Source organism: Pseudomonas sp. AC070 (assembly GCF_979258635.1).
Genome location: NZ_OZ409871.1, coordinates 2,675,490 through 2,702,083 on the forward strand (window position 1 = coordinate 2,675,490; position 26,594 = coordinate 2,702,083).

Below are 26,594 nucleotides of genomic sequence, written 5' to 3' on the forward strand. Positions count from 1 at the left end.
AGCAACATTTCGATCCAGCAGAATCTCGGCAGCAGCCCAGCTTGGCCAACCTGCCACAAGCAAAGACAACAGAGCAGGTTTAAGTGAAAAGCCTAACGGCTTGATGACTGGAACAACGCTTGAGGCTGGTTGCTGACCAGGCTTTCGTTGGGCAGTAGCAATTTCAGCGACAGGGATTAAGAAGCCCAGGGGTTTGCTGAAGATCAGCCGAAAGCAGCGGGTGTTCATGACAGGCACTCATAAGAAATTGAATGCCCGGCACTCTAAGGTCCGCTGATAAATCAGGTAGCAGGACCGTTCCGACAACCCCGACAGGAATCCTATTCAAAAGCGCTGCGTAATCGACGCATCACTGAAGAAACTTCCGTAACGACTTTTCCTTTCTAAATTATTCAGTCGCCCGGCCCGCCCACCACCTGATCCAGCATGTCGCTCAACCGGTCCATGGTGAACGGTTTGCGCAACACGGTGGCGCTGCTGCCCACAGCCGCCTGCAACTGTGCGGTGTCGGAAAAGCCGCTGATGAAAATGATTGGCAAGTGTGGGTATTTTTCCAACAGCAGTTTCGCCACTTCCGCGCCGTTGAGATGCGGCATTGCGAAGTCCAGCAGCACCAGATCAGGCATCTGCACGTCGATCAGCTTCAGGCCCGCCAGGCCGCTGCTGGCTTCGCGTACCTGATGGCCGAGGGCTTCGAGCATGTCGACCACAACGCGACGCACGTCGTCATCATCGTCTATCAGCATCACCTGCTTACCGCCCTGTTTCAGCGGCTCGTTTGCGGCAGCGGCCGGCACTTCGATCAACGCCCTGTCGCGGGTGTACGGCAAGGTGAGGAACACCTGAGTGCCACAACCCGGCGCCGACACCAGCCGCACCCAGCCGTTGGATTGCTCGACGATGCTCTGCACTTGCGCCAATCCCAGCCCGGTGCCGGCGCCGATGCCTTTGGTGGAAAAGAACGCGTTGAACGCTTTCAGGCGCACGTCTTCGCTCATGCCGACGCCAGTATCGGCCACGCAAATTTGCATCACGCCATACGGCGCGCCCTCAACCGGGTCGGGATGATGCTGGGTGGTGATATTCAGCGAGCCGCCCGTGGGCATGGCATCGCGGGCGTTGAGCGCCAAGTTGAGGATGGCCAGCTCCAACTGCGTGGGGTCGCTGAGTACGTAGTGCTCGCTCGGCTCCAGGTTCAGGCGGATGCGCACCGTGGTGCCGATGGTGCGCACCAGCAGGTCGGTCATGTCGCGAATTACCGAGTTGATGCGCAGCGGTTGCAATTCGAGTTTTTGCGAGCGCGAGAACGCCAGCAACTGCGCGGTGAGCTTGGCACCACGGTCGGCGGCTTTGAGTCCGGCCTCGGTCCAGCGCACTACTTTTTCCGACGTGGGCCGGCGCGCGATCAGGTCCAGGCTGCCTTTGATGCCTTGCAGCAAGTTGTTGAAGTCATGCGCCAGGCCGCCGGTGAGTTGCCCCACCGCTTCCATTTTTTGCGCCTGGCTCAAACGCGCTTCCAGCAAGCGACGTTCGGTGAGGTCGGTGACCACACCGCAAATAATCGGCTCCTCGCTGCTGTCTAGCGCCAGGGCGCGGAATGACAGGTAAGCGGGCGTTACTTGATCGTCGGCGGCCAGCAAATTGAACTCGCTGCGCACCGCTTCTTCGGCACTGTTGGCGATAAAGCGGCGGAAGCGTTCGCGCTCGGCGGGCGCGACGAAATCGGCGAAATCATGGGCCACTACTTTTTCCAGCGGCCGGCGCACCATCTCGCCGAGGCGCTCGTTGCCATACAGCACGAAGCCGTCGCGCGATAACGTCACCGCGCCTTCCTGCATTTGCTCGACCAGGGTGCGATACGGCCGGTCGGCGCTTTCCAGGGTGTACACGCTTACCGCTTCGCCGGTGTCGATAAACAGCGCGTCCACCGCCCCGGTGCGAATGGCTTCGAGTGTTTCTTCGGCTTCGCGCAGCTTGTCGCTCAGCTGTTGGATGTATTGCTCGTCGGTCAGCCCTATGGCGCGTTCGATCATCGGCAATCCCTCACTCAATACCGAGCGCGCTACGCAAGGTAGCGGTGTCGGACAGGTCGCCGATAAGCAAGCGCACCGGCAGCGGCTTGAGTTTCATCAGCGTGGGCACGGCGATGATTTGCGCTTCGCGCGCCGCACTCGGGTTCTGGTAGATATCGACGACCTCCAATGAATAAGCGCCAGGCAAGTGGGTGTCGCACAGCGCTCTCAGGTTGGTGATGGCCCGCGTGGAACGAGCGGTGCTGCCGGACACATACAAGCGCAGCTGCAAACGCTCGCCGTGTTCCTGCGAGTCGTCAGCCGATTGCACACCGGGGGTGGCAACCGGTGGTTGTTCAGGTGGCGGTGTAAAACTCAATTGACTGGCTCTGGGCGGATATCCAGGCCGACAAGCACTTTGTCGGTGTTGGACAGGTCACCAATAATTTTCACCAAGGGCGTCGGCAGGTGCCGCACCAAGGTCGGCAGGGCCAGAATCTGGTCGCCTGCTGCCAGTTGTGGAGTGACGCGCAAGTCGATCACTTCAATGGAATACACGCCCGACAGGTATTCCTCGCAAATGCGCTGCAAGTTGCGCAAGGCGGTCACCGACTTCGGCGTTTGCCCGGCAATGTACAAGCGCAGGGCGTAGTGCCCCGGCTGCCCGACGGCGTTGGGGTCAATCGCCGGGGTGGTGGCGGTGCCGGCAACGGTGTGCGAGTCGGGATCGTGCAAATCAGGGGTGGTCATTCGAGAACTCCTCGTGCCCGGGCCAGCTGCCGACGAATCTCATCGTCGCTTTGCAATTGGCTGATTTCATCGTGGTCCAGCAGCGAGTCCTCTTCCTCCTGAGCGTCCAGGGCGGCGCGCATCTCGGCAATTTTGCGTTCCAACTCATCGCGGCTTTTCTGCTTCCCGCGCAGGCGCTGCTCGTTCAGTTTCTGACGCAGCTCCCCGGCGCGGCGTTCACGGGCTTCGTGACTCATGCGCGCGGAACCGGTCAACACCCCTTTTGGGCCGATATACGGCGTCACCAAGGTAATGCCGCGCTGGTCGATGTGGTATTCGCGCACTTGGTTCGAGTGCCCCATACCACGGGCCTTGAGCACATAGAGCAAGCGGTTGTACTCGCCGTCGGCCTCTACGCTGGACAGCGAAACCCACGCGTCCATCAGCGAGGAAATGGCGCGATCCAAGCCCGCGCGCGTGGTTTTCGCATCGCTCAGGCTGGTGAACACCGTTGTGATGTTGCGCTGCTTGAGCAGATCGACCAGGCGCAACAGCGTCGCGTGCACTTCCGACTGCGGCCCGTGGAACGCGGAAATCGGATCGACCACCACGTTGTGCGGTTTGAACTCGACGATTTCCCGGTACATGCGCGCCAAATGGACTTCCAGGCCGAACAGGCTCGGACGGGTGGATTCCACGCGCAGCAGCCCGCTATCGATGTAGCTCTTCAGTTCCAGGTTCACCGAGCCCAAGTTACGCAGCAGTTGGCTCTCCGCTTCTTCAAAGGAGAACAGCAGGCAGCGCTCGCCGCGCAGGCAACTGGCGTGAATAAAACTGGCAGCAAAGGTGGTTTTGCCCGTGCCGGCCAGGCCAGTCACCAGCACGCTGGAACCACGGTAATAGCCGCCGCGCTCAAGCATCTGGTCCAGGCCTTCGATGCCAGTCGGCACGATGTCTTCCGGCGCGTCGTGATCCAGCCCGGCGGCGGTGATGGGCATCACCGTCAGACCCTGCGCGTCGATAAAGAACGGGTATTCGTTGGTGCCGTGGGACGAACCGCGGTATTTGACGACACGCAGACGGCGCGTGGTGATCTGATCGGCGACGCGGTTATCGAGCAGAATCACGCAGTCCGACACGTACTCCTCGATGCCGTAACGGGTCAGCAACCCATCACCGCGCTCGCCGGTCACCACCGCCGTCACGCCGCGCTCTTTGAGCCAATAAAACAACCGGCGCAGCTCGGCGCGCAGCACGGCGGTGTCTTTGAAACTGCTAAACAGCGCTTCGATGGTGTCGAGCACCACGCGCTTGGCGCCGATGCTGTCGATGGCGTAGCCCAGGCGAACGAACAAACCTTCGAGGTCGTATTCGCCGGTTTCCTCGATCTCGCTGCTGTCGACGTACACGTGGTCGATGGCCAGCAGTTTCTGGTCGATGAGTGCTTGCAGGTCGTAATCCAGCGAGCCGACGTTTTCCATCAGGTCTTGCGTGCGTTCTTCAAAACTCATGAACACACCGGGCTCGCCGAATTGCAGCGCGCCGTTAACCAGAAAGCTCATGGCGAACAGGGTCTTACCGCAGCCGGCAAAACCGCACACCAGGCTCGGCCGGCCCTGCGGCAGACCGCCCAGGGTAATTTCATCGAAACCGGCAATGCCGGTGGCGCATTTCTTCAGTGCTGCAACGTGCGAAGAGGCATGGGGCTTCTCGGCCAATTGAGGTCACCTTTTAAAGTCATGAGTGTGTGCTGGATGCCCGTCACGGCATCAAGCGGCGTAACAACTCAGACTACGGTGTGGCGAAAAAGATCGATATTTCATAGCAGTTTGATGGCAAACAGCGGAACGTCGGCGGCCGGTTAAACGCCTTAAAAGCCTCGCCGCACGGGCGTTCCTGTGCATTCAGGCGAGCGTTTTTCGCCACTGCTGAATTTGCTCAAGTGTGGCCGTCGCCCCGCCACAAACGACCACCAATGGCCGCTGAAAATCAGCCAAAGCGTCGTGCTCGTCCACGTCGTACAACGTGGCCAAGGCGGCACCGCACGCCGGCTCAACCAACACGCGATGATCATGCAGAAACTGCTCGCAGGCGCTCAGTGCTTGCGCGTCGGTGACGGTGGCGCAGCGAATGTCGTGGCGGCCGGTAAGGGCAAACGCGTTTTCACACACCGCTTTGGCGCCCAGCGACGTGGCGATGCTGGTGATGGCCGGCAATTCAATGCGCTGGCCAGCGGCAACTGATTGCGCCAGGGAATCCGCGCCCAGTGTTTCCACCGCCACCACCGGCACGTGATTGAGCCCATTACGCTGCAGGCCCGCGACTACGCCGGAGAGCAAACCACCGCCGCCCACGGCGACGATGACCACGTCGAAATCGACGCCGGCTGCCACCACCTCGTCGATCAGGCTGCCGTGGCCCGCCCACATTTCGGCGTTGTCGAATGGATGGATAAACGCGCTGTGTTCATCCAGCAGCGACTGCGCCAACGCGTTCGCTTCCATCCACGAAGCGCCATGCACGATGACCTCGGCGCCTTCCTGCTCGATCAGCGCCTTGGCGCGTGCGGTGGTGGTTTCAGGGACGACGACGGTGACCGGAATATTCAACTGCCGCCCAGCGTAAGCCGCAGCGATGCCGGCGTTGCCGCCCGAGGAGGACACAAAACGGCGCTTGCCTTGCTTGGCGTAGGTTTCGCACACCGCGCCAATACCACGAATCTTGAACGAGCCCACCGGCTGCGCGGCTTCTAATTTGAGCCACACGGTTTTATCGGTGAGCACGCTCAATGGGCGCGATTGCAACAAAGGCGTTTGGATGTGCAGCGGCATAGCGAACCTCAAGCGGCGTCAAATCAGAGCGCGTCATGCTACTCGACTCGTCGGCCCTCAGTCTTCAGCCCGCAATTGGCACAAACGCCCTACACATAGCGCGTGCGCACTAGTGGCGCTATGCCATATTCTTGCCGCCATCTCATACGGGCAGGCAAGGACGGCGAAGTGAAACGAATCAAGGAATGGCTCAGTCACGCCGTGCGCTTTACTGCTCGACCGCTTCCCGCGTACCGAGACGAAATAGAACGTCAGCACTTTGACCAGGACTGCATCAATACCTTGGGCTACAAGGGCGACGAACTGGTGATGCTCACCGAGCATGACCTGTTCAAAATCTGGCGAGCCGGCGCGCAACGCGCCCAGCTAGAAGCGCAGCAGGCACCCGCCGAGTCGCCAATGCCTGCCCCAATCCGCTGCGCCAGTTAACCCAAGCTTCCCAAGCGCGGTGCCGAAGGCGGGGGTTTCGGGGTGGTGTTTTTGCCCGGCAACTTTTGGCTCTGAAACTCTAAAACCGTTGAACACACCTTTTCGCCTACACTTGCGTCATCCCCTTGCAGGCGGCGGGCCGACGATTCGGGATCCAGGATCTTGAAGGTGACGACGATGCTCCGCCCCCCCGTCATCCTCGCGAACGCGGGGATCCACCCCGCCAAAACTGACAGCCCCGTCATTTGCCCGTCACCCTCCTGACCGCCTCGACCCGGTATAACGGCACGCTACCTTCCCCTTCATTCCAGCTCCGGCGTCATCCGCATGCGCACTCGCAGCAAAATCGTGATCTCCCTCGTGCTGGTGGCGGCCGCTGCCCTCGCCTTAAAAAGCGTTTTACCGAAAGCAAATACGACCAAAACTGCCGGCCCCGTGGGCATTCCGGTGCATGTGGTGGCGGTGAAGCAACAAGACGTGCCGCGTTTTATCAGTGGCATCGGCACGGTGTTGTCGCTGCACAGCGTCGTGGTGCGTACGCAGATTGATGGCGTGCTCACGCAGCTGTTGGTCAAGGAAGGCCAATGGGTGAAGGCCGGCGAGTTGATGGCGCAGATTGATGACCGTGCCATTCGCGCCAGTCTCGATCAGGCCAAGGCGCAGCTCGGGCAGGCGCAGGCGCAGTTGCATGTCGCCGAGGTGGATTTGAAGCGCTACAAGCTGCTCAGCGTTGACGACGGCGTGTCCAAGCAAACCCTCGATCAACAACAGGCGCTGACTGACCAGTTAAAGGCCACGGTGCAGGGTAATCAGGCGGCGATTGCGGCGGCGCAGGTGCAGTTGTCGTTTACCCAGATTCGCTCGCCGGTCGCTGGCCGGGTGGGCATTCGCACGGTCGATCCGGGCAATTTCCTGCGCGTCAGCGATGCCCAAGGCCTGTTCAGCGTCACGCAAATCGACCCCATTGCCGTGGAGTTTTCCTTGCCGCAAAACCTGTTGCCCACCTTGCAGCAGCTGCTCAACGCGCCGACACCGGCGCTCGTCAACGCCTACCTCAGCGACCACGAACAAACCGGCACCCTGCTCGCTCAGGGCCAGTTGCGTTTGATCGACAACCAGGTCAGCGCCAGCACCGGCACGCTGCGGGCCAAGGCTGAGTTTGCCAACGCCAAGCAAACCCTGTGGCCGGGCCAACTGGTCACGGTGAAGGTGCAAACCGCTGTCGACCACGGCGCGCTGGTGGTGCCGCCGCAAGTGGTGCAGCGCGGGCTGGAGAATTATTTCGTGTACCGCGTTAACGGCGACACGGTGGAAAGCGTGCCGGTAAAGATGCTGTATCAAGACAGCGAGCTGAACATTATCCAAGGCGTGCAGCCGGCAGCTATTGAAGCCGGCACCGTGCTGATTCGCGATGGCCAGTCGCGCTTGAAGCCGGGGGCGAAAATCGAGGTGTTGAGCGATGAACCGGCCGCCACCACCGCACAGGTGCAGCCGTGACCGGGCGCGGTGCGGTATCGGCCTGGTGTGTCGATCACCCGGTCGCCACCTTGTTGCTCACCTTCGCCCTGGTGCTGCTGGGCTTGGTGGCCTTTCCGCAGCTGCCGCTGGCGCCGTTGCCGGAGGCTGAATTTCCGACCATTCAGGTGAACGCGCAGTTGCCCGGCGCCAGCCCGGACACCATGGCCTCGTCGGTGGCCACGCCGCTTGAAGTGCAGTTCAGCGCCATTCCCGGCATGACCCAAATGACGTCCACCAGCGCCCTGGGCTCGACCAACCTGATTCTGCAATTCACCCTCGACAAGAGCATCGACAGCGCCGCCCAGGAAGTGCAAGCGGCCATCAACACCGCCGCCGGCAAGCTGCCGCAAGACATGCCCAGCCTGCCCACCTGGCGCAAGGTCAACCCGGCCGACAGCCCGGTGCTGATCCTCGCCGTCAGCTCCACGCAAATGCCCGGCACCGAACTCAGTGACCAGGCCGAAACCATTCTGGCCCGCCAGCTCAGCCAGATTGATGGCGTTGGCCTGATCAACATCAGCGGCCAGCAACGCCCGGCCATTCGTGTGCAAGCCTCGCCGGACAAACTCGCCGCCCTCGGCCTGACCCTCGCCGACCTGCGCACGGCGCTGCAACAAACCAGCCTCAACCTGGCCAAGGGCGCGCTGTATGGCGAGTCGAGCATTTCCACCCTGGCCACCAACGACCAACTGTTTCACCCCGAGGATTACGGCCAGCTGATCGTCTCTTACAAAGATGGCGCGCCGGTGCGGGTGAACGATGTGGCGCGGGTGATCGATGGCTCGGAAAACGCCTATGTGCAGGCGTGGTCGAACGACCAGCCGGGGCTCAACCTGGTGATCTTCCGCCAGCCGGGCGCCAATATCGTCGACACCGTTGACCGTATTCAGGCCGAGCTGCCGCGCTTGCAGGCCATGCTTTCGGCGTCGGTGCAGGTTTCTGTGCTCAACGACCGCACGCAAACCATTCGCGCCTCGTTGCACGAGGTGGAAATCACCCTGCTGATTGCCGTGTTGCTGGTGGTCGCGGTGATGGCGTTGTTTCTGCGCCAGTGGTCGGCCACCTTGATTGTCACCAGCGTGCTGGCGGTGTCGCTGATTGCCAGCTTTGCGCTGATGTATGTGATGGGCTTTAGCCTCAATAACCTGACGCTTGTGGCCATCGTCGTGGCCGTCGGCTTTGTGGTGGACGATGCCATCGTTGTGGTGGAGAACATTCACCGGCATCTGGAAGCTGGCGAAGGCATGCGCGAAGCGGCCATCAAGGGCGCGGGCGAGATTGGTTTTACCGTGGTGTCGATCAGCTTTTCGCTGATTGCCGCGTTTATTCCGCTGCTGTTTATGGGCGGCGTGGTCGGGCGGCTGTTCAAGGAATTCGCCCTGACCGCGACCTCGACCATTCTGATTTCCGTGGTGGTGTCGCTAACCCTGGCGCCGGCCTTGGCCGCCTTGTTTATGCGCGCCCAGGCGCACCACACCGGCGAGCGCAAAGGCTTTGGCGACTGGCTGCTGAGCCGCTATGACAACGGCCTGCGCCGCGCCTTGAATCACCAACGGTTGATGCTTGGCCTCTTCACTGCGAGCCTGCTGTTGGCGGTGGTGGGTTACGTGTTTATTCCCAAGGGCTTCTTCCCGGTGCAAGACACCGGCTTTGTGCTCGGCACCACCGAGGCGGCGGCGGATATCTCTTATCCCGACATGGTCGCCAAGCACCGCGAGCTGGCAAAAATCGTCGCCGCCGACCCGGCCGTGAGCGTGTTTTCCCATATGGTTGGCGTCTCCGGAAACAACCAGACCATCGCCAACGGCCGCTTCTGGATCACCCTTAAAGCACGGGGCGAGCGCGATGTATCGGCCAGCCAATTCATCGACCGCATCCGCCCCAAACTCATGGCCATTCCCGGCATCGTGCTGTACCTGCGCGCCGGGCAAGACATCAACCTCAGCGCCGGCCCCAGCCGCAGCCAGTACCAGTACACGCTGAAAAGCAACGACGGCCCAAGCCTCAACCTGTGGACCCAACGGCTCACCGACAAACTGCGAAGCAACCCGGCATTTCGCGACCTGTCCAACGACCTGCAACTGGGCGGCAGCATCACCCACATCAGCATCGACCGCAGTGCGGCAGCGCGTTTCGGGCTGACCACCAGCGATGTCGACCAAGCGCTGTACGACGCCTTCGGGCAGCGGCAAATCAGTGAGTTCCAGACCGAGACCAACCAGTACAAGGTGATTCTGGAACTCAACGAGCAGCAGCGCGGCAAAGCCGAGAGCCTGAACTTCTTCTACCTGCGCTCGCCGCTAACCGATGAGATGGTGCCGCTGTCGGCCCTGGCCAAGGTCGACGTGCCCACCAGCGGGCCGTTGTCGATTGCCCACGACGGCATGTTCCCGGCCGCCAACCTGTCGTTCAACCTGGCGCCGGGCGTGGCCCTGGGCGATGCGGTGCGCGAGCTCAATCAGGCCAAGCTCGACATCGGCATGCCGGCTGAAATCAGCGGCAACTTCCAGGGCGCGGCACAGGCGTTCCAGAGTTCGCTGGCCAGTCAGCCGTGGCTGATTCTCGCGGCACTGGTGGCGGTATACATCATTCTGGGCGTGCTCTATGAAAGCTTCGTGCACCCGCTGACCATCATCTCCACCCTGCCCTCGGCCGGGTTGGGCGCGCTGGTGATGCTGTGGCTGTGCGGGCAGGATTTTTCCATCATGGCGCTGATCGGGCTGGTGCTGCTGATCGGCATCGTCAAGAAAAACGGCATTCTGATGATCGACTTCGCCCTGGAAGCCCAGCGCGAGCGCGGGTTGTCGCCACAGGATGCGATTTACCAAGCGTGCCTCACGCGCTTTCGGCCGATCATCATGACCACCCTCGCCGCCCTGCTCGGCGCCCTGCCGCTGATGCTCGGCTTTGGCACCGGCGCCGAGTTGCGCCAACCGCTGGGTATTGCCGTGGTCGGCGGTTTGTTGGTCAGCCAGGCGCTGACGCTGTTCACCACGCCGGTCATATACTTGGCGCTTGAGCGGTGGTTCCACCGCCGCCAGGCGGCGCCGCTCGTTGCCACCGAACACTGAGCCCGACCATGCGCATTCTGATTATCGAAGACGAAGAAAAAACCGCCGACTACCTACACCGTGGCCTCACCGAACAGGGCTACACCGTGGACGTGGCCCGCGACGGTATCGACGGCTTGCACCTGGCGCTGGAGAACGATTACGCCGTGATCGTGCTCGACGTCATGCTGCCCGGCCTCGACGGCTTCGGCGTGCTGCGTGCGTTGCGCGCGCGCAAACAAACCCCGGTGATCATGCTCACCGCCCGCGAGCGGGTGGAAGACCGCATTCGCGGCCTGCGTGAAGGCGCCGACGATTACCTGGGCAAGCCGTTCTCCTTTCTCGAACTAGTCGCCCGCCTGCAAGCCCTGACCCGGCGCAGCGGCGCCAACCATGAGCCGGTGCAAATCAGCATCGCTGATCTGGCCGTCGACCTCATCAGCCGCAAAGCCACCCGCGCCGGCCAGCGGCTGGACCTCACCGCCAAAGAGTTCTCGTTGCTCAGCGCGCTGGCCCGCCACCAAGGCGAAATTCTGTCGAAAACCGCGCTAGCCGAAATGGTCTGGGACGTGAATTTCGACAGCGACGCCAACGTGGTGGAAGTGGCAATCAAACGCCTGCGCGCCAAACTCGACGGCCCGTTCGCCGGCAAGTTGCTGCACACCATTCGTGGCATGGGCTATGTGCTGGAGAGCCGTCATGGCGAGTGAAGCCACGCCGCTGAGCCGTTCCATTGCCTTGCGCATGAGCGCGCTGTTTACCCTGGTCGCGCTGCTGGTGTTTTTGCTCATTGGCGGCGCGTTGTACCAGCAGGTCGACAAAGGCATGAGCATGCTTCCCGACGCTGAACTGGACGCGCGCTACAGCGTGCTCGAATCCGCCGTGGACCGTTTCGGCACGCCGGAGCACTGGCTGAAAATTACCAACAAACTCACCCTGCTCAGCGAAGAAGACAAACGCATCCGCTTCTGGGTCGTAAGCGGCAACCCGGCCTTTGAATTCGGCGCGCCGACGAAAGCGATCCGCGAATTTGCCGCGGGCCCGCTGGGCATTCGCGAGCTGGTCACCGACGACCGCGCTTACCCGCAGAAAGTGCTGGTCAGCCAATTCGAAGCCAAAGACGGCCGCCCGCCCCTGCGCTTTTTGATCGCCATTGACACCGAAACCTTCTGGCAAACCCAGCATCACTTGCTGATTGCACTGATCAGCCTCGCCGTGGCCGGCGTGCTGCTCGCGTCGGCGCTGGGTTATTGGGTGGCGCGGGTCGGTTTGCGGCCGCTGATCAAACTCTCAGCGGAAGCGGAAAAACTCACCCCGCCGAGGTTGTCGGGCCGCTTGCAACTGTCATCCCTGCCGCCCGAACTGCAGCAATTCGCCAGCGCGTTCAACACCACCTTGGGCCGTGTCGAACAGGCCTATACCCGCCTGGAATCGTTCAACGCCGACGTCGCCCATGAACTGCGCTCGCCGCTGACCAACCTGATCGGCCAGACCCAAGTCGCCCTCACCCGTGGTCGCTCGGCGGAGCATTATTTTGAAGTGCTGCAATCCAACCTCGAAGAACTCGAACGCCTGCGCTCGATCATCAACGACATGCTGTTCCTTGCCCGCGCCGACCAGGGCGACAAAGCCACGCAACTGACCACCACCTCGCTGGCCGCGGAAGTGGCGACGGCGGTGGATTACCTGGACTTCATACTCGAAGACGCCGGCGTCGACGTGCAGGTGCATGGCGACGCCGAGGTGCTGATCGAACGCGCCCATTTCCTGCGCGCGCTGATCAACCTGCTCAACAATGCCGTGCAGCACACCGCCGCGGGGCAGACGATCAATGTGTTTATTGATCGGCAGGGGCAACGGGTGAGCATCGGCGTGGCCAATCCGGGCGAGGTGATTGTGGGCGAGCATTTGCCGAGGTTGTTTGAGCGGTTTTATCGGGTGGATGCGGCGCGTTCGAACAGTGGTGCGAATCATGGGTTGGGGTTGGCGATCGTTAAGGCGATTGCGTTGATGCATGGGGGGGAGGTGTTTGTGGACAGTCGGGATGGGGTGAATACGTTTGGGATGTATCTGCCAGCGTGAGGCTGGCAGGTTGGTAGCGGTGGCTATCTCCCCGAAACCTCCGTCATCCTCGCGCAGGCGGTGGTCCGACGATTCGGTCCAAAATTTCCGGTCGTAGCACGCCCGTCGCCCAAACCTCCGTCATCCTCGCGTAGGCGGTGGTCCGACAATTCGGGATCCAGAATCTTGAGCCGTATGCACATGGCACGGGCGGCGGTATTCATTACCGCATGCGCCGTACACGGCGAAGCCCAACGCAATAGTTGTCCAAACCTCCGTCATCCTCGCGCAGGCGGTGGTCCGACAATTCGGGATCCAGAGTTTCAAGCCGTACACCGTTGTGAAGTGCGGCGGTGTTCATTACCGCGTGTGCTGAGCGTTTTGTTTCGCGCCTTACGCGCGAGTTTCTTTTGTCAGTCGCCACAAAAGAAACCAAAAAGTCTTGCCCCTACCTTGGCCTTCCGCTGCGCTCCAGGTCCCCTCCCTCCGTCGCCGCTCCGGGGGCACGGCGAGACGGGCCATCCTTGGCCCGACACGCCTCTCGCGGCTCCCTGCCGCTCAACCCCCTACACGTCGACTCCACTCGGCCTGCGATGAATGGGGCGGGTAGATCACAAGCAGATCAAAAGCGGTAGATCACAAGCCAGATCAAAAGCGGTAGGTCAAAAACATCGCGGCTTTAGCCGCGATTGCTGGAAACACTTCTCGCCCGGCATCCACTTCATTGCTCACCCACCCGCTGCACCGCCCCCACCAACCGCAATAAATTCCCGCCATAAATATTGACCAAGTCCCCTTCCCCATACCCGGCCTGCAACAGCCGTTCAGTAACGCGCCCCAACTGACTCACATCTTCCATCCCCACCACCCCACCGCCGCCATCCCAGTCGGCGCCGATGGCTACGTGCTCGGGCCCAACCACGGCCAGTACATGCAGCAGATGACGGGTGAAGTCGTCAAAGCTGGCTTGCTGTTGCGGATACGCGGCATCGGCTTGGCGAATGCGTTCGGCCAGGTCGGCGACGCGTTCGGGACTCAGCGCGGCGGCGTTGCGAAATTCGCGGTAGAGCGGGCTCAGGGCTTTGTCGCGCATGGGGTTGGGGCGGCGGGTGATGAGGTCGTTGGGGAAGCTGTTGATGCCTACCACGCCACCGGCGGCGGCCAGTCGGCGCAGGCGGTTGTCGTCGAGGTTGCGGGGGCTGGCGGCGATCACGCGGCTGCCGGAGTGCGAGGCAATGATCGGCGCGCGGCTCAGGGCCAGTACTTGGTCGAAGGTGGTGTCCGAGGCGTGGGAAACATCGAGCACGATGCCCAAGCGGTTGGCTTCGGCGACCAGCGCTTTACCGTCGGAGCTCAGGCCGTGCCAGTGCGGCAAGGCGGTGGCGGAGTCGGCGAAGGTGTTGTTGGCGGCATGTACCAGGCCGAGCATGCGCAAGCCCAGGCGGTGGTAGGTGACCAGGCGCGTGGGGTCGGCGGCCAGCGGTTCGGCGTTTTCCATGCTGATAAACACCACGCGCTTGCCCTGCCCGGCAATGCGTATGGCGTCGGCGGCGGTCAGGGCCAGTTCGAAGTCGTTCGGGTAGCTGGCGATCATGTCGCGAATGCGCGTGAGCACGGCCAGGCCATGTTCGCTGGCCAGCGTGCGACCCTCGTCGGTGAGCGGGCCCTGCGGGGTGAAGATGGCCCAGAAGCCACCGTCCAGGCCGCCATCACGCATACGCGGCAGGTCGACTTGCGAGAGGTCGTCCGCGTAGCGGTGACGCTGGCTGATGTCCCAGCCGGGCCGCGCCAGTTGCATGGGTGTGTCGAGGTGGCTGTCGAGTATCAGCAAGCGCTGCTGCAACGGTTCCTCAGCCGACGCCGGGGCACTTGCCGCCAGCGCCAGAAGCAACGCCACGGTGGTTCGTCTCATGGCTCAACCCCAACGAAAGCTGCGATCCCACAGCGTCGACACGTCCAGGGCCTTAGGCAGCACGCCGGCCCGGTAGAACACATCGGCCACTTCCTGCTGCGAGCGCACGGCCGCATCGTCGACCGGCTGCAACACGCGCGGGCCGCTTTGGGCTTTGAACTGGGCGAGAAACACGTCTTTGGGAATGCCGAGAATCTTCTCGCTCTTTGCCGCCCACGCATCGGGGTTGTGTTGAATCCATTGCCAGGTGCGGTATTCACGCAGGATGTAGTCGGTGATGGCGGCGTGTTTTTTCGGGTCGGCGATGGTGTTGGCGTTGGCGGCAATCACGTAGTTGCCCGACAAATAGCCCTGCCCCGTGCGCAACACCCGCGCGCCGCTGCGCAGTTCGGCCAGTTGGATGAAGTAGCCGTACGTCACCCACGCATCAAGGTTGCCGTTTTGAAACGCGGCGAAACCGTCTTGCGGGGTCAGCGCCATGGGCGTGATGTCGGCGAAGCTCAGGCCCTGCTCTTTCAGGGCTTTGAGCAGCAGAAAATGCGAAGTGGTGGAGCGGATGTAGCCGATGCGTTTGCCGCGCAGGTCGCTAAGGTTTTCGATGTTCGAACCCTTGGGCACGATGATCGCCTGGTTGTTGACGTCGCCCGTCAGCACCGCAATCAACTTCACCGGCGCCTGGTTTTTGATGCCGAAAATGGGCGGAATTTCGCTCATTGGGGCGATGTCGAGGGTGCCGCTGACCAACGCTTCGAAGGCCAGATTGCCGCCGGTAAATTCGGCGTATTTCACCGGGTACGGTGGCGTCTCGATGCCCGCCTCGGCGAAGAAGGTCGGCGCCGCGCCTTTGTAGGTGGCCACGTGCAGACTGGCGCCTTCCCAGGGCGCCGCGCTGTGGGCCAGGCGCCACGGTAAAGCGGCGGCCAGCCCGGCGACGGCTGAGCGCTGGATAAATTCACGACGGTTCATAACGGTGGTCCTTCACTCGAGGAAATCGGGTTCTTCGCGCACCAGTCGGTCCCAGTGCGATTGCAGGGCAAACCAGCTGCCGAACTCGGTGCCCACTTGGCCTGCGGTGTGGCGCGCGACGGCGGCGGGAATCGGTTTCGGCGTGCCGGCGGCTTCGGCCAGCAGTTGGCTGTGGGCGGCGTTTTCCAGGGCGATAAAACGCCAAACGGCGGCCTCCACGGTTTCGCCGACGGTAAGCAAACCGTGGTTTTGCAGAATCAGCGCGACGTTGTCCGCGCCCAACGTGGCGGCAATGCGCGCGCCTTCGCTTTCTTCCAGCACCACGCCGCTGAAGTTGTCGAACAGCGCGTGCTTTTCGTAAAAGGCGCAGGCGTCCTGGGTCAGCGGGTCGAGCAAACGGCCCAGGCTCGACCAGGCTTTGCCGTACAGCGAATGGGCGTGCGCGGCGGCCACCACGTCGGGGCGCGCCTTGTGCAGGGCGGCGTGTATGGCGAACGCCGCCAGATTCAGCGAGCCGTCGCCTTCGATAATGTCGCCCTCCGGGTTTACCAACAGCAGGTCGCTGACGCGGATATGACCGAAGTAGACGCCCACCGGGTTTACCCAGAAATGCTCAGGAAACTCCGGGTCGCGCACGGTGATATGCCCAGCGCCGCCCATGTCGAAGCCATGCCGCGCAAACAGCCGAAAACCCGCCGCCAACCGCTCGCGGCGCACGCGCCGTTCCGCTGCATAGGTGGCCTGTTGCGGTGGGTGCTGCCAGCGGAAAACGGTGTGGCCTTCACGCTGCAAACCATAGGCAGACGGTCTGGGCAGACCGGGCGGTTGGGCACTCATACGGGAACTCCTTCAGGCGACGGGTGGGTTACGAGCACGGCGTTTTCCAAGGCTTCGCCGGCGCGCCACCGTTGAACGTTGCGCGCCAGCAGCGCGGCGATATTGAGGTAAACCTGCGGCGAGTTCGCCGAGGTGTGCGGCGATAACCGTACCCGCGCGTGGCGGTACAGCCAGTGACCGTCGGGCAGCGGCTCGGGGTCGGTGACGTCGAGGCTGGCCAGGCCAATCTGCCCGGCATCCAGCGCCTCGCGCAGGGCGTGCTGATCGATCAGGCTGCCGCGCGCCACGTTGATCAGGTGCAGGCCGGGCTTGGCTGAGGCGAGTACGGCGCGGTTGACCACTTGGTAGGTGTGTGCCGTGGCAGGCGCGGCGAGCAATAGGTGATCGGCGCGGGCGAACAGGTCGTGAATGTCCCGCGCAGGCTGAATACCCGGCAGGTCGAATGGCGTGGCCGAGCCACGCAAGGCGACCACGTTCATGCCCAGCGCCAGGGCTTTGTGCGCGGTGCTGCGAGCAATGCTGCCAAAGCCGAATAGCCCCAACGTGCTGCCGCTGACCGACGCCAACGGACGTTGCTGCCACTGGCTGGCGTCGTTGATCCACAGCGCCGGCAACTGCTTGGCGGCGGCCAGCACGCTGGCCAAAGCGAATTCGGCGATGGCTTCAGCAGTGGCGCCACGCGCGCTGGCAACCGGCACGCGCTCCAGCAGCCACGGCGGGAAAAAGTCGATGCCCGAGGTCACCAGTTGGATGAATTGCAACCCATAGGGCCAGCCGACCGGTTCTTCGGCGCTGAGCAATTTTGGCTGCGGCGCGGCGAGCATTACCTGCACGTCGGCCGGCAAGCCGGCAAATACTCCGCGCGGCCAATCCAGCACCTCGGCATCCGGCAGTGCGCGCCGCAACTGCGCGTTAAACGCCACGTCCAACTGGCTGGCAATGCGCAGCGTGCTCATGCCAGCGCCTCGGCGGCATGGGCAAACGCCGCGCGGCCGGCGGCGCCGAGAATGGCGTCGTCTTGTGGGGTGTGAATGCGGCTGCACAGCACGTCGCGGTAATGGCGTTCCAAGGGATTGCCGCGCGCCAATGCCGGATTGCCGATGGCCTCGATGCCCAGTTCCACCGCTTTAATCGCTTGGTGCGTGACCAGGTATTTGATTTGCGTGGCCTCACTGGCCGGCACGCGCCCATCGGCGGCGGCATCGAGCAGCACGCGGTTGGACAACAGCAGCGCATCGATACGGCCGACCAATTCCTGAAAGCGCGGCAAGCTGGCCAGCGGTGCGCCGAGGTTGGCCGGCGTGCGCTCGCGCAGCCAGCCCACCAGCCAGTCGCGGGCTGCCTGCGCCACGCCGTCGTAGATGCTCGACAGCAACACCGCCAGCCACAACACGCCCGAAGGGTCGAGTTCCGAGGGGCGCGGCACGTCGGCCGGCTGCACGTCGACGGCATGGTCGAAGGGCACGAGCACATTGTCAAAAATCACGTCGTGGCTGCCGGTGGCGCGCATGCCGAGGTGGTCCCAGGTTTGTTCGATGCGAATGCCCGGGGTGTCGCGGTGCACCAGCCAGGTGCCCACGCGCGGCACGCTGTGATCGCTGCGCGCCCACACCGACAGCCAGGTCAAACCGGGAATGCCGGTGGAATAAATTTTCCGCCCGTTCAGGCGCCAGCCTTCGGGCACCCGCTTGGCCAACGTGGCGGGCAAGCCGCCGCGTGCCGGCGTGCCGAGTTCGGGTTCCACGCGCAGGGCGTTGATCAGCGCGCCCTCTTCGACTGCCTCGCGCGCCACACGCAGGCGCAGGTATTCGGGCCAGGCCAGGTTCTTTTGCAGACGCGTGTGTTGCAGGTATTGCATCACCAGCACCAAGGCGGTGGAGGGTTCGCCCTTGGCCACGGCGCTGATTACGCGCCGCGCCTGGGCCAACGTGGCGCCGCTGCCGCCCAGCTCGCGCGGCACGGTCAGGGCGAGCAACTGGTGCTGGTGCAAGCGCTGCAGATTGGCGTGCGGAAATTCGCTGTGGCGGTCGTAGTGGCCGGCGCTGGCGGCGAACTCGATGGTCAGGGTGTCGAGCAGCCGGGCGAAGGCCGGGCTGTCCAAATCGGGCCGAGTGTCCACGGCGATGGCGGGCTGGGCAGTCAGGGTCATCGGTGCGTTCCGGTCAGGTAGAAAGAATGGCTGGGCGCCACCGCCGGCGCGGACTCGACACCGAGCAAGGTGAGCAGATGGCGGCGAATGTCCTGCAACGAGCGCGTGGCAATTTCCCGTGGGCGCGGCTGGGTGATCGCCAGGTCATCAACAATGCGGCCGTGGTCCAACACCAACACGCGGTCGGCCAGCAGCACGGCTTCGTCGACGTCGTGGGTCACCAGCAGCACCGCCGGTTCGTGTTTGCGCCACAGTTCCAGCACCAACTGCTGCATGCGCAAACGGGTGAGCGCATCGAGGGCGGCGAAGGGTTCGTCGAGCAGCAACAATTTCGGCTCACGCACCAAAGCCCGGGCCAGAGCCACACGCTGCGCCTCGCCGCCCGACAAGGTGCCGGGCCAGGCGTGCAAACGATGCTGCAAACCCACTTCCGCCATCGCCGCCAGCGCCCTTTCACGCGGCTCTGGCCCGCGCAAGCCGAGGCTGACATTGCGCCAGGCGCGCTTCCACGGCATCAGGCGCGGCTCCTGAAACACCGCCGCACGGGCGTCGGGCACTTGCAGTTGGCCGCTGTCGATCTGATCCAAACCGGCCAGGGCGCGCAGCAAGGTGGTTTTGCCCGAGCCACTGCGCCCCAGCAGCGCCACGAACTGGCCGGCACCGATCTCCAGATCCAGGCCATCAAGAATGCGCTGCGGGCCAAATTGGCGAACCGCCTGGCGCACCGACACCGCAGAAAAAGAGCCACCGCGAGGCATGTTCAACTCCCAATGAATGTCGGCCGCCAGGCCAGGGTGAAACGTTCGAGCCCGCGCACCAGGGCATCGATGCCCAGACCCAGCACGCTGTACACCAGCAGGCAGATGACGATGACGTCGGTGCGCATAAAGTCGCGGGCATCGTTGACCAGGTAGCCGATGCCGGCCGTGGCGTTGATTTGCTCGACCACCACCAACCCCAGCCAACTGATGCCGAAGGCATAACGCAGGCCGACAAAAAACGAAGGCAAGGCGCCCGGCAAAATCACATGCCACACGCGCTCGCGACGGTTGAGGCCGAACAGCGTGGCCGCTTCGATCAGCTTCGGATCAAGGCCACGGATGCCGGCAAACAAGGTGAGGTAAATGGGAAAGGTGGTGCCCAGGGCGATGAGCGCGATCTTTGGCGTTTCGCCCACCCCGAACCACAAGATAAACAGCGGCACGATGGCTAGGAACGGCAGGGTGCGCAGCATCTGCATGGGCGAGTCGATGGCCAACTCACCCCCGCGCGAAAGACCCGCCACCAGCGCCAACGTAGTGCCCACGCTCACGCCAATCGCCAGGCCGCTAAGCGCACGCCCCAACGACACCCACAAATGCCCAGCCAATTCACCGCTCGCCAGCAACTGCCACAAGGTGCCGCCGATAACACTGGGCGCGGCGATAACGCGCGTCGGCAACACACCGGTTTGTGACGCCACTTCCCACAGCAACAACAACAGCAACGGACTGACCAACCGCGCCGCCACATTGCGCACCATCGGCCAGCGAGCGAGTGAACGCAGCGACATGACATCTCCCTGAAATCAGCAAATGAAGGCGTTTCGGCCTTCAGGTGGGGCCATGCTAACTACATAAGAAATGAGCGGGAAATTCGATTTGGTTCTAAACTAATATGTAGATGGCGCATTACCTTCGTTTTTGGATATGCGCAGCGAGCATATTGATCGCGTTTAACCATGATGGATTGGGGGCGCAGCCATCGCGGCTAAAGCCGCTCCTACAGGTGCGGCGATTACCTGTGGGAGCGGCTGGGCGGCATTCCGATTAGCCGCGATGCTTTTTGCCTTCAAGCCGGCAACCGCGTGGCCTGAAACGAGCTGATCTGCCACCCCTGCGCCCCAAGCGTCCACACCTGGGTGGCAAACCCTTCGCCGCGAAGCGGCTGATCACCTCCGCGCTTTTGCAGCGTGTTGCATTGCGGTCCGGTCATCACCGCCACGCCTTCGCCGTAGAAGCGAATCTGTAACTCACCGCGTTCGATGGCCAGGTACTGCACCGCTGTCTTCGCGTAGGTCAGGTACTCGGCTTTGCCTTGCACCAGGCCAGTGGTGTGCACGTACACCAAGTCGTCGGCGAACAGCTCAGCCACGCGGGCGTGGTCTTCTTCTACCAGCGCACGGCTGCGCGCCTGTTCTAGTTCCAGCAAGTGTTGATGAATGTTCATGGCGACGCTCCTATGGGTTGAGAGCGCGCACCTTAGGCGCCGCGCCGGGCGCTAAAAAATCGTCGATCACGATGGCTGCCATCGCCACTCTCACTGCCTGCCGCCCGCGCCCGTCGCTTGCCCTGCAACCCAGGCCGGGTAAGGGCTGCGCCGGGTATTGAAGCGGTCAATACCTGGCCATCGACGCAATCTGTTGGTGCCCCGCCGCCGCGCTCGGCAGCCTGCCTGCACACTTCCCATTACAGCGATGTCACCGCTATGAGCACCTTGCACCTGCACTGCCAAACCCTGTTCGACGGCACCAGCCTCGCCACCCGCCAGCAGCAAACGCTGGTGGTGGAGAACGGCGTGCTGAGTTACGTCGGCCCGCGCAGCAGCGCACCGCTTCCCGCGCCTGGCGCTCAGGTAGTGGATGCCGGCGACCACTTTGTGATGCCCGGCCTGGTGGATGTGCACACCCATCTGGCCTTTGGTAATGCACAGAGCGAGGAAGACATTGATATCTGGACCAGCGACGAATTCCGCGCCCTGCGCGGCATGTTTTTCGCGCAGCATGTGTTGGCGGCCGGCGTCACCAGCATGGTCTGCCCCGGCGATAGCGGTCAGTTGAGCATCGCGGTGCGCAACAGCATCGCCGCCGGGCTGTTCGACGGTCCGCGCATTGCCGCCAGCAGCCGGGTGATTACCAACCGGCAGAGCCTTAACGACTGGTTTCCCAGCCGCGTCGGTGCACCCGAATATTTCACCGCGCGCCTGGTGACCAGCCGCAGCGAGGCGGTGGCCGAAGTGCGCAAGCAGGCCAAAGACGGCGTCGACCTGATCAAAATCGCCATGGACGGCACCCATCGCCGCCCCAACGGCGAAATCATCGCCGCCTTTACCGCTGATGAAACCAAAGAGATGGTCGACGAAGCCCACCGCCTCGGCTGCAAAGTGGCGACCCACGCCTATGGTCGCGAAGCGGTGATGTACGCCGCCAAGGCCGGGGTCGACTTGGTGTTTCACGCCTTCTACATGGACGACGCCTGCATCGAAGCGCTGCTCGAAGCGGGCAGCATTTTGGCGCCGACCATGACCTTTCCACAGAACACCGTGGACTTCTGCCAACCCCACGACCCGGCGATCACCACCGGCTACGCCGCCTACTGCGCGCGCACCCTGGAAGTGGGCAGCCAGGTGCTCAAACGCGCCAAAGCCGCCGGCATTCCGTTCGCCTGCGGCAGCGACAGCGGCTTTGCGGTGACGCCCTATGGCGAATGGCATGCACGCGAGCTGGAACTGCTGGTGACCCGCCTCGGTTTCACCCCGGCCGAAGCGCTTTACGCTGCGACGAACGTCGGCGCGCGCTGCATGCCACGGGGCGATACCCTGGGCACGTTGGAGGTGGGCAAACAGGCCGATTTCCTGTTGCTCGACGGCTCGCCGCTGGAAGACATCCGCCTGCTGCAAAACCGCAGTGCCCTGAAGGCCGTGTACAAAGCCGGCCAACCGGTGCGCCTCGACCGCGCGCCGTACAACCCCAAGCAAGTGTCGGACTTCAATTCACTGAAATGGACCGACCTCTATACCCGCGACCGCGTCGCACAACTGGGCAAATGGAGCGCAGGCGCATGACCGCACTGACCTTTACTGTCGCCGCGCAACTGGCCAGCGCCACCGTGCAAGCAGCCCGTGATTTGGGCCTGAAACCCATGGCCGCTGCTGTTCTCGATCAGGCCGGTCACCCGCTGGCCGTGGTGCGCGATGAAGGCGCGAGTTTTCTGCGGCCACAGATTGCCAACGGCAAAGCGCGCGGCTGCTTAGGCATGGGCTTTGGCGGGCGCGAACTGGCTCGTCGGGCGCAAGCGATGCCGGCGTTTTTCGATGCCATCAACAGCCTGACCGGAGGAGAAGTGATTCCGGTGGCGGGCGGCGTGTTGATTCGCTCGGCAGGTGGCGCGGTGTTGGGCGCCATTGGCGTGAGTGGCGACACCTCGGATAACGACGAACGCTGTGCGCTGCTGGCGATTGCGGCGGCGGGATTGCAGGCGGATTGCGGGGACTAGCTCCCCTCACCCTAACCCTCTCCCCGCTGGGGCGAGGGGACTAAACGCAGACTGCGTTCAGACTCCCCGCCTGCTCCACCAACACCGAACGAAACCAACTCAACGCCGGATCCGCATCCTGATACGGATGCCATTGCACCACCTGCGTCGCCACCGGAAACGCCAACGGCGCTGGCACCACGCGCAGCGGATGGCGGCTGGCAAACAACGCGGCCTGGCGCCGGAACAGCGTCGCCACTCGCGCCGTGCCGACGATAAAGTCCGGCATCAGGGCGAAGCTTTCCACCGCTACTGCCACGTGGCGACTGATGCCAAGTTCTTCCAGATGCGCCGCATCCAGCGCCAGGTGACGACCGTCCGCAAACTCACGCACCACATGCTCCGCCTCGCAGTACGCGGCCAAGCTGATGCCGTCGGCATACGCGCTCTGCTGGGCGCTCACCAGGCAGCACAATTCGTCGGTCAGCAGCGGCTGCTGCGGGTACGCCGGGTTAAGTCGGCGCTGGGGCACAATGGCGCAATCGCTGCGGCGATAATCCAGCGCCTCACTGACCACGTCGCCATCGCGCGGCAGCGGTAGATCACGCACGGTCAGGCGCACCCCCGGCGCGACGCGCGCCAATTCGCGACTCACCGCCGGCATCAGCACGGCGGCCACATAGTCGGATGCCACCACGGTAAAACGCCGCTCACATTGCGCCGGTTCGAAGCGCACCGGGGCATCGATAATCTCGCGCGTCAGGGCCAGCGCCGCGCGCACTTTCGGCAGCAGCGCCAAACCCAGCGTGGTGGGCTGCAATGTTCGGCCAACCTGCACCAGCAGCGGGTCGTTGAAGTGCTCACGCAGCCGCCCGAGCGCCGAACTGGTGGCCGATTGCCCCAAACACAAACGCTCGGCCGCACGGGTCACGCTGCATTCGCTGAGCAAGGCATCCAGGGCAATCAACAGATTGAGATCGAGGCGACGAAAACGCATCGGTGCGGCTCACACAAGGGCGGTAGCCGACCCTAATTCAGCTCGCCCGGCCACACCAATCGGCGATCGCGCTGGCAGGTATCGCGGCGGCTTATGCCTGTCCGGGGCGCGGTTTTACACGCCCTTGGTCGATGGCAGCAGCACAGTGAGAATGCCCAGCAGCGGCAAGAACGCGCACATGCGGAACACATATTCGATGCCGTGGATATCGGCCAGGTAGCCCAGCAACGCGCCGCCGATTCCGCCGAAGCCAAACATCAGCCCGAAGAACACGCCGGCAATCATGCCGACATTTCCGGGCACCAGTTCCTGGGCGTACACCACGATGGCCGAGAATGCCGAGGCCAGAATAAAGCCGATGATCATGCTCAGTACGCCGGTCCAGAACAGGTCGACGTAGGGCAGCGCCAAGGTGAACGGCGCGGCGCCGAGGATGGAAAACCAGATCACTTTCTTGCGGCCGATCTTGTCGCCAATCGGTCCGCCGAAAAACGTTCCGGCTGCCACCGCACCGAGAAACAGGAACAGGTAGAGCTGCGAGCTGGTGACCGAAACGTCGAACTTCTCGATCAGAAAAAACGTGAAGTAACTGGTCAGGCTGCTCATGTAGAAGTACTTGGAAAACACCAGCATGGCCAACACCACCAAGGCGGCAATCACCCGCTGTTTCGACAAACCATGGGTCGCCACGCTGCCTTGTTTGAGCTTGAACAGCGTGAGGTGATTGCGGTACCAGCGACTCAGGCCGTAAAGCACGGCAATGGCAAAGGTGGCGAATAAACCGAACCAGGCGACATGGCCTTGCCCGTACGGAATCACGATGGCCGCCGCCAACAACGGACCGAACGCACTGCCCGCGTTGCCGCCCACTTGGAAGGTGGACTGCGCCAGGCCATAGCGCCCGCCCGAGGCCAGCCGGGCGATGCGCGAGGCTTCCGGGTGAAAGGTCGACGAGCCGATGCCCACCAGCCCCGAAGCCAGCAGAATCGCGGGAAAACTGCCGACAAAGGCCAGCAGCAAAATACCCACCAGCGTGCACAGCGAGCCCACCGGTAACAGCCACGGTTTCGGGTGGCGATCAGTGTGGTAACCGACCCAGGGTTGCAGCAGCGAGGCGGTCAGTTGGAACGTCAGGGTGATCAGGCCGACCTGGGCGAAGGTCAGGCCATAGTTGGCCTTGAGCATCGGGTAAATCGAGGGCAGCACAGCCTGGATCAGGTCATTGATCAAATGCGCCAGGGCGCAGGCGCCGATGACGCGCATCACCAGCGGGCTGGCCTGCTGAGTGACGGTACTGGCTAAGGACGGTGAAGCAGTGGCACTGGTGGACATAGGGCAGCTTCCAGACAAGCCAGCGCAGACACATGCGCTGGTAATTTCAGGGGTCGACGCTATGCTACGGGCCCTTAAAAGCGCCTGTCTCGCGTGATGCAGACAACACCTATCGCAAAACGGACAACATGATCAGACCCTTGCCGCAGTTGCTGGAAGAAATCGATGCCGCCGCCTGGCGCGTGAGCACCAGTGCCACCGACTACCCGGCCGACTGGCAAATCGCGCCCCACTGCCACAACAAGCACCAGCTGATTTACGCCATTCAAGGCGTGATGGTGGTGCACGCGGCGATGCACCAATGGACCGTGCCGCCGAGTCGCGGCATCTGGATGCCGTGCGGGCATGAGCACGCCATCCGCTGCATCGGCCCGCTGAAAATGCGCAGCGTGTTCGTGCACCCCGACGACTCGCTAGACCTGCCTACCGAGACCCGCGCCGTGAGCATTTCGCCGCTGCTGAGCGAATTGATCCAGACCGCCATTGGCATTGCCGAGCCGTACGCCAACAATTCGCGCGAAGCGCGGGTGATGAACCTGATACTCGACGAGCTGAAAATTCTGCCCACCCTGCCCCTGCATCTGCCGCAGCCCACCGACCCGCGTCTTGGCGCCATCTGCCAGGCCCTGCAAGAAAACCCCGGCCACACCGCCACCCTGGCCGACTGGAGCGCGCGCCTGCACCTGGACGAAAAAACCATCCAGCGGTTGTTCCAGAAAAGCACCGGCATGACCTTCGGCCAATGGCGCCAACAAGCGCGGCTGATGCAAGCGCTGGAACGCATCGCCGTGGGCGAGAAAATCATCGAAGTGGCGGGTGCGTTGGGTTATGAGAGCCCTAGCGCGTTTGCGACCATGTTTAAAAAGCAGTTTGGGGTTACGCCGAGTCAGTTTTTTAAGTAGGGCGTGGGCGGCGGTTGTGTGTGTGGGCGCTGAGGCGACGGGCCAGGAACCGCGCTTGTGGCCAGTTACGATGGTCGCCGCAGCATTCTGGATCCCCGCGTGCGCGAGGATGACGGAGGTTTTGGCTACGTTCGAAGACATAACCTGGCCCTAGAGCTAAGCGCCTATCCCCGAAGAAAGCACCGTCATCCTCGCGCACGCGGCGGTCCGACGATTCGGGATCCAGAATCTCGGCCAGTAACGAAACTCCTCAACAATTAATCCCGGTCCGCTTACTCCCGCGATACGTGATGTACGTAATCAGCAAAAACAAAACCGCCATCGTGCTAGTCACGTAGTCAATCCGGCCGCGGGCAAAAAAGAAGTAGCCAGACATCGACACCATCGCCCCGCTCAGCAACAGCCACACCAGCACCCCACTCGCCAACTGGTTGGTTTTGTACTGGCCAATGCCGTAAATGCGTTTGCCGCGTTCGTTCATTTCGGTGACTTCCGCCACTTCCACTTCGCACGCTGGCGAGCACGCCAAGCCTTTGGGCAGCACCACGGCGCACGCGCGACACACGCCCTTGCCACAGCCTCGGCAGAGGCCCACGCCCGGGGCGCCCGGGTGTTCAAAACATTCCATGTGAAATCC

General features: G+C 62.8%; 24 protein-coding genes and 1 pseudogene. 8 read left to right on the plus strand and 17 right to left on the minus strand.

Annotated features, from left to right (window positions below):
- Positions 1 to 105: 105 nt before the first annotated feature.
- The 6 genes and pseudogenes from ACZZ0Q_RS11950 to ACZZ0Q_RS11975 all read right to left on the minus strand — a co-directional run.
- Positions 106 to 228, minus strand: a pseudogene (locus ACZZ0Q_RS11950) (ESPR-type extended signal peptide-containing protein); the annotation flags it as partial.
- 164 nt (positions 229 to 392) lie between these two features.
- Positions 393 to 2,033 carry a response regulator gene (locus ACZZ0Q_RS11955; RefSeq protein WP_463542178.1) on the minus strand — a complete coding sequence of 547 codons (1,641 nt, stop codon included), beginning with the start codon at positions 2,031 to 2,033 and terminating at the stop codon, positions 393 to 395.
- A 10-nt stretch (positions 2,034 to 2,043) separates the two neighbouring features.
- Positions 2,044 to 2,391: a circadian clock KaiB family protein gene (locus ACZZ0Q_RS11960; protein WP_463542177.1), complete on the minus strand. Its 348-nt coding sequence runs from the start codon at positions 2,389 to 2,391 to the stop codon at positions 2,044 to 2,046.
- Positions 2,388 to 2,762 carry a circadian clock KaiB family protein gene (locus ACZZ0Q_RS11965; RefSeq protein ID WP_122496367.1) on the minus strand — a complete coding sequence of 125 codons (375 nt, stop codon included), beginning with the start codon at positions 2,760 to 2,762 and terminating at the stop codon, positions 2,388 to 2,390. Before ACZZ0Q_RS11965 ends, ACZZ0Q_RS11960 begins: the two co-directional genes overlap by 4 nt.
- On the minus strand, positions 2,759 to 4,459 hold the full coding sequence (gene kaiC, locus ACZZ0Q_RS11970) for a circadian clock protein KaiC (protein ID WP_463542176.1): 1,701 nt from the start codon (positions 4,457 to 4,459) through the stop codon (positions 2,759 to 2,761). The genes ACZZ0Q_RS11965 and kaiC overlap by 4 nt, the downstream gene beginning before the upstream one ends.
- Positions 4,460 to 4,645: 186 nt before the next feature.
- On the minus strand, positions 4,646 to 5,572 hold the full coding sequence (locus ACZZ0Q_RS11975; RefSeq protein ID WP_463542175.1) for a pyridoxal-phosphate dependent enzyme: 927 nt from the start codon (positions 5,570 to 5,572) through the stop codon (positions 4,646 to 4,648).
- A 168-nt stretch (positions 5,573 to 5,740) separates the two neighbouring features.
- On the opposite strand from ACZZ0Q_RS11975, the gene ACZZ0Q_RS11980 reads away from it, so the two are divergent.
- The 5 genes from ACZZ0Q_RS11980 (at position 5,741) to ACZZ0Q_RS12000 (ending at position 12,651) form a co-directional block, all read left to right on the plus strand.
- On the plus strand, positions 5,741 to 6,001 hold the full coding sequence (locus ACZZ0Q_RS11980) for a hypothetical protein (protein WP_463542174.1): 261 nt from the start codon (positions 5,741 to 5,743) through the stop codon (positions 5,999 to 6,001).
- 327 nt (positions 6,002 to 6,328) lie between these two features.
- Positions 6,329 to 7,498, plus strand: coding sequence for an efflux RND transporter periplasmic adaptor subunit (locus ACZZ0Q_RS11985; RefSeq protein ID WP_463542173.1), 1,170 nt, complete (start codon positions 6,329 to 6,331; stop codon positions 7,496 to 7,498).
- Positions 7,495 to 10,590, plus strand: a complete 3,096-nt coding sequence (locus ACZZ0Q_RS11990) for a multidrug efflux RND transporter permease subunit (RefSeq protein ID WP_463542172.1) — start codon at positions 7,495 to 7,497, stop codon at positions 10,588 to 10,590. Before ACZZ0Q_RS11985 ends, ACZZ0Q_RS11990 begins: the two co-directional genes overlap by 4 nt.
- 8 nt (positions 10,591 to 10,598) lie before the next feature.
- Positions 10,599 to 11,279, plus strand: coding sequence for a heavy metal response regulator transcription factor (locus tag ACZZ0Q_RS11995; protein WP_122496378.1), 681 nt, complete (start codon positions 10,599 to 10,601; stop codon positions 11,277 to 11,279).
- The gene (locus ACZZ0Q_RS12000; protein WP_463560601.1) at positions 11,269 to 12,651 is read left to right on the plus strand and encodes a heavy metal sensor histidine kinase; all 1,383 of its coding nucleotides are present in this window, start codon (positions 11,269 to 11,271) and stop codon (positions 12,649 to 12,651) included. Before ACZZ0Q_RS11995 ends, ACZZ0Q_RS12000 begins: the two co-directional genes overlap by 11 nt.
- Before the next feature lie 700 nt (positions 12,652 to 13,351).
- On the opposite strand, the gene ACZZ0Q_RS12005 is transcribed toward ACZZ0Q_RS12000, so the two are convergent.
- From ACZZ0Q_RS12005 to ACZZ0Q_RS12040, 8 genes are all read right to left on the minus strand, one after another.
- The gene (locus ACZZ0Q_RS12005; RefSeq protein WP_463542171.1) at positions 13,352 to 14,542 is read right to left on the minus strand and encodes a dipeptidase; all 1,191 of its coding nucleotides are present in this window, start codon (positions 14,540 to 14,542) and stop codon (positions 13,352 to 13,354) included.
- 3 nt (positions 14,543 to 14,545) lie between these two features.
- A complete protein-coding gene (locus ACZZ0Q_RS12010) occupies positions 14,546 to 15,508 on the minus strand; it encodes an ABC transporter substrate-binding protein (RefSeq protein WP_463542170.1) in 963 nt (320 codons plus the stop codon).
- 12 nt (positions 15,509 to 15,520) lie between these two features.
- Positions 15,521 to 16,345 (minus strand): class II aldolase/adducin family protein, encoded by an 825-nt coding sequence (locus ACZZ0Q_RS12015; RefSeq protein ID WP_463542169.1) that lies wholly within the window; start codon positions 16,343 to 16,345, stop codon positions 15,521 to 15,523.
- Complete coding sequence (locus tag ACZZ0Q_RS12020) at positions 16,342 to 17,301, minus strand: D-isomer specific 2-hydroxyacid dehydrogenase family protein (protein WP_463542168.1); 960 nt, start codon at positions 17,299 to 17,301, stop codon at positions 16,342 to 16,344. Before ACZZ0Q_RS12020 ends, ACZZ0Q_RS12015 begins: the two co-directional genes overlap by 4 nt.
- A complete protein-coding gene (locus tag ACZZ0Q_RS12025) occupies positions 17,298 to 18,494 on the minus strand; it encodes an acyl-CoA dehydrogenase family protein (RefSeq protein WP_463542167.1) in 1,197 nt (398 codons plus the stop codon). The genes ACZZ0Q_RS12020 and ACZZ0Q_RS12025 overlap by 4 nt, the downstream gene beginning before the upstream one ends.
- A complete protein-coding gene (locus tag ACZZ0Q_RS12030) occupies positions 18,491 to 19,252 on the minus strand; it encodes an ABC transporter ATP-binding protein (protein ID WP_463542166.1) in 762 nt (253 codons plus the stop codon). Before ACZZ0Q_RS12030 ends, ACZZ0Q_RS12025 begins: the two co-directional genes overlap by 4 nt.
- 2 nt (positions 19,253 to 19,254) lie before the next feature.
- Positions 19,255 to 20,046: an ABC transporter permease gene (locus ACZZ0Q_RS12035; RefSeq protein WP_463542165.1), complete on the minus strand. Its 792-nt coding sequence runs from the start codon at positions 20,044 to 20,046 to the stop codon at positions 19,255 to 19,257.
- Between the two features lie 278 nt (positions 20,047 to 20,324).
- Positions 20,325 to 20,702, minus strand: a complete 378-nt coding sequence (locus tag ACZZ0Q_RS12040) for a nuclear transport factor 2 family protein (RefSeq protein ID WP_463542164.1) — start codon at positions 20,700 to 20,702, stop codon at positions 20,325 to 20,327.
- Positions 20,703 to 20,960: 258 nt separating this feature from the next.
- On the opposite strand from ACZZ0Q_RS12040, the gene ACZZ0Q_RS12045 reads away from it, so the two are divergent.
- Positions 20,961 to 22,316 (plus strand): metal-dependent hydrolase family protein, encoded by a 1,356-nt coding sequence (locus tag ACZZ0Q_RS12045; protein WP_463542163.1) that lies wholly within the window; start codon positions 20,961 to 20,963, stop codon positions 22,314 to 22,316.
- On the plus strand, positions 22,313 to 22,747 hold the full coding sequence (locus tag ACZZ0Q_RS12050) for a GlcG/HbpS family heme-binding protein (protein ID WP_463542162.1): 435 nt from the start codon (positions 22,313 to 22,315) through the stop codon (positions 22,745 to 22,747). Before ACZZ0Q_RS12045 ends, ACZZ0Q_RS12050 begins: the two co-directional genes overlap by 4 nt.
- Positions 22,748 to 22,787: 40 nt before the next feature.
- Here the strand turns inward: ACZZ0Q_RS12050 and ACZZ0Q_RS12055 are convergent, their stop codons facing one another.
- Positions 22,788 to 23,723 carry a LysR family transcriptional regulator gene (locus tag ACZZ0Q_RS12055; RefSeq protein ID WP_463560603.1) on the minus strand — a complete coding sequence of 312 codons (936 nt, stop codon included), beginning with the start codon at positions 23,721 to 23,723 and terminating at the stop codon, positions 22,788 to 22,790.
- Positions 23,724 to 23,837: 114 nt separating this feature from the next.
- Entirely contained in the window at positions 23,838 to 25,055 is a 1,218-nt protein-coding gene (locus ACZZ0Q_RS12060) for an MFS transporter (RefSeq protein WP_463542159.1), read from the minus strand.
- Between the two features lie 128 nt (positions 25,056 to 25,183).
- On the opposite strand from ACZZ0Q_RS12060, the gene ACZZ0Q_RS12065 reads away from it, so the two are divergent.
- Complete coding sequence (locus ACZZ0Q_RS12065) at positions 25,184 to 25,957, plus strand: AraC family transcriptional regulator (protein ID WP_463542158.1); 774 nt, start codon at positions 25,184 to 25,186, stop codon at positions 25,955 to 25,957.
- 250 nt (positions 25,958 to 26,207) lie between these two features.
- Here the strand turns inward: ACZZ0Q_RS12065 and ACZZ0Q_RS12070 are convergent, their stop codons facing one another.
- On the minus strand, positions 26,208 to 26,585 hold the full coding sequence (locus tag ACZZ0Q_RS12070; protein ID WP_463382646.1) for a hypothetical protein: 378 nt from the start codon (positions 26,583 to 26,585) through the stop codon (positions 26,208 to 26,210).
- Between the last annotated feature and the right edge of the window lie 9 nt (positions 26,586 to 26,594).

Coding starts and splice junctions, on each gene's coding strand:
- ACZZ0Q_RS12040 (WP_463542164.1), bottom strand. CDS start 20,702: ATGAACATTCATCAACACTTGCTGGAACTAGAACAGGCGCGCAGCCGT.
- ACZZ0Q_RS12005 (WP_463542171.1), bottom strand. CDS start 14,542: ATGAGACGAACCACCGTGGCGTTGCTTCTGGCGCTGGCGGCAAGTGCC.
- ACZZ0Q_RS12030 (WP_463542166.1), bottom strand. CDS start 19,252: ATGCCTCGCGGTGGCTCTTTTTCTGCGGTGTCGGTGCGCCAGGCGGTT.
- ACZZ0Q_RS12045 (WP_463542163.1), top strand. CDS start 20,961: ATGAGCACCTTGCACCTGCACTGCCAAACCCTGTTCGACGGCACCAGC.
- ACZZ0Q_RS12050 (WP_463542162.1), top strand. CDS start 22,313: ATGACCGCACTGACCTTTACTGTCGCCGCGCAACTGGCCAGCGCCACC.
- ACZZ0Q_RS12060 (WP_463542159.1), bottom strand. CDS start 25,055: ATGTCCACCAGTGCCACTGCTTCACCGTCCTTAGCCAGTACCGTCACT.
- ACZZ0Q_RS12010 (WP_463542170.1), bottom strand. CDS start 15,508: ATGAACCGTCGTGAATTTATCCAGCGCTCAGCCGTCGCCGGGCTGGCC.
- ACZZ0Q_RS12025 (WP_463542167.1), bottom strand. CDS start 18,494: ATGACCCTGACTGCCCAGCCCGCCATCGCCGTGGACACTCGGCCCGAT.
- ACZZ0Q_RS12000 (WP_463560601.1), top strand. CDS start 11,269: ATGGCGAGTGAAGCCACGCCGCTGAGCCGTTCCATTGCCTTGCGCATG.
- ACZZ0Q_RS12020 (WP_463542168.1), bottom strand. CDS start 17,301: ATGAGCACGCTGCGCATTGCCAGCCAGTTGGACGTGGCGTTTAACGCG.
- ACZZ0Q_RS12015 (WP_463542169.1), bottom strand. CDS start 16,345: ATGAGTGCCCAACCGCCCGGTCTGCCCAGACCGTCTGCCTATGGTTTG.
- ACZZ0Q_RS11985 (WP_463542173.1), top strand. CDS start 6,329: ATGCGCACTCGCAGCAAAATCGTGATCTCCCTCGTGCTGGTGGCGGCC.
- ACZZ0Q_RS12055 (WP_463560603.1), bottom strand. CDS start 23,723: ATGCGTTTTCGTCGCCTCGATCTCAATCTGTTGATTGCCCTGGATGCC.
- ACZZ0Q_RS11965 (WP_122496367.1), bottom strand. CDS start 2,762: ATGACCACCCCTGATTTGCACGATCCCGACTCGCACACCGTTGCCGGC.
- ACZZ0Q_RS12065 (WP_463542158.1), top strand. CDS start 25,184: ATGATCAGACCCTTGCCGCAGTTGCTGGAAGAAATCGATGCCGCCGCC.
- ACZZ0Q_RS12070 (WP_463382646.1), bottom strand. CDS start 26,585: ATGGAATGTTTTGAACACCCGGGCGCCCCGGGCGTGGGCCTCTGCCGA.
- ACZZ0Q_RS11955 (WP_463542178.1), bottom strand. CDS start 2,033: ATGATCGAACGCGCCATAGGGCTGACCGACGAGCAATACATCCAACAG.
- ACZZ0Q_RS11975 (WP_463542175.1), bottom strand. CDS start 5,572: ATGCCGCTGCACATCCAAACGCCTTTGTTGCAATCGCGCCCATTGAGC.
- ACZZ0Q_RS12035 (WP_463542165.1), bottom strand. CDS start 20,046: ATGTCGCTGCGTTCACTCGCTCGCTGGCCGATGGTGCGCAATGTGGCG.
- ACZZ0Q_RS11995 (WP_122496378.1), top strand. CDS start 10,599: ATGCGCATTCTGATTATCGAAGACGAAGAAAAAACCGCCGACTACCTA.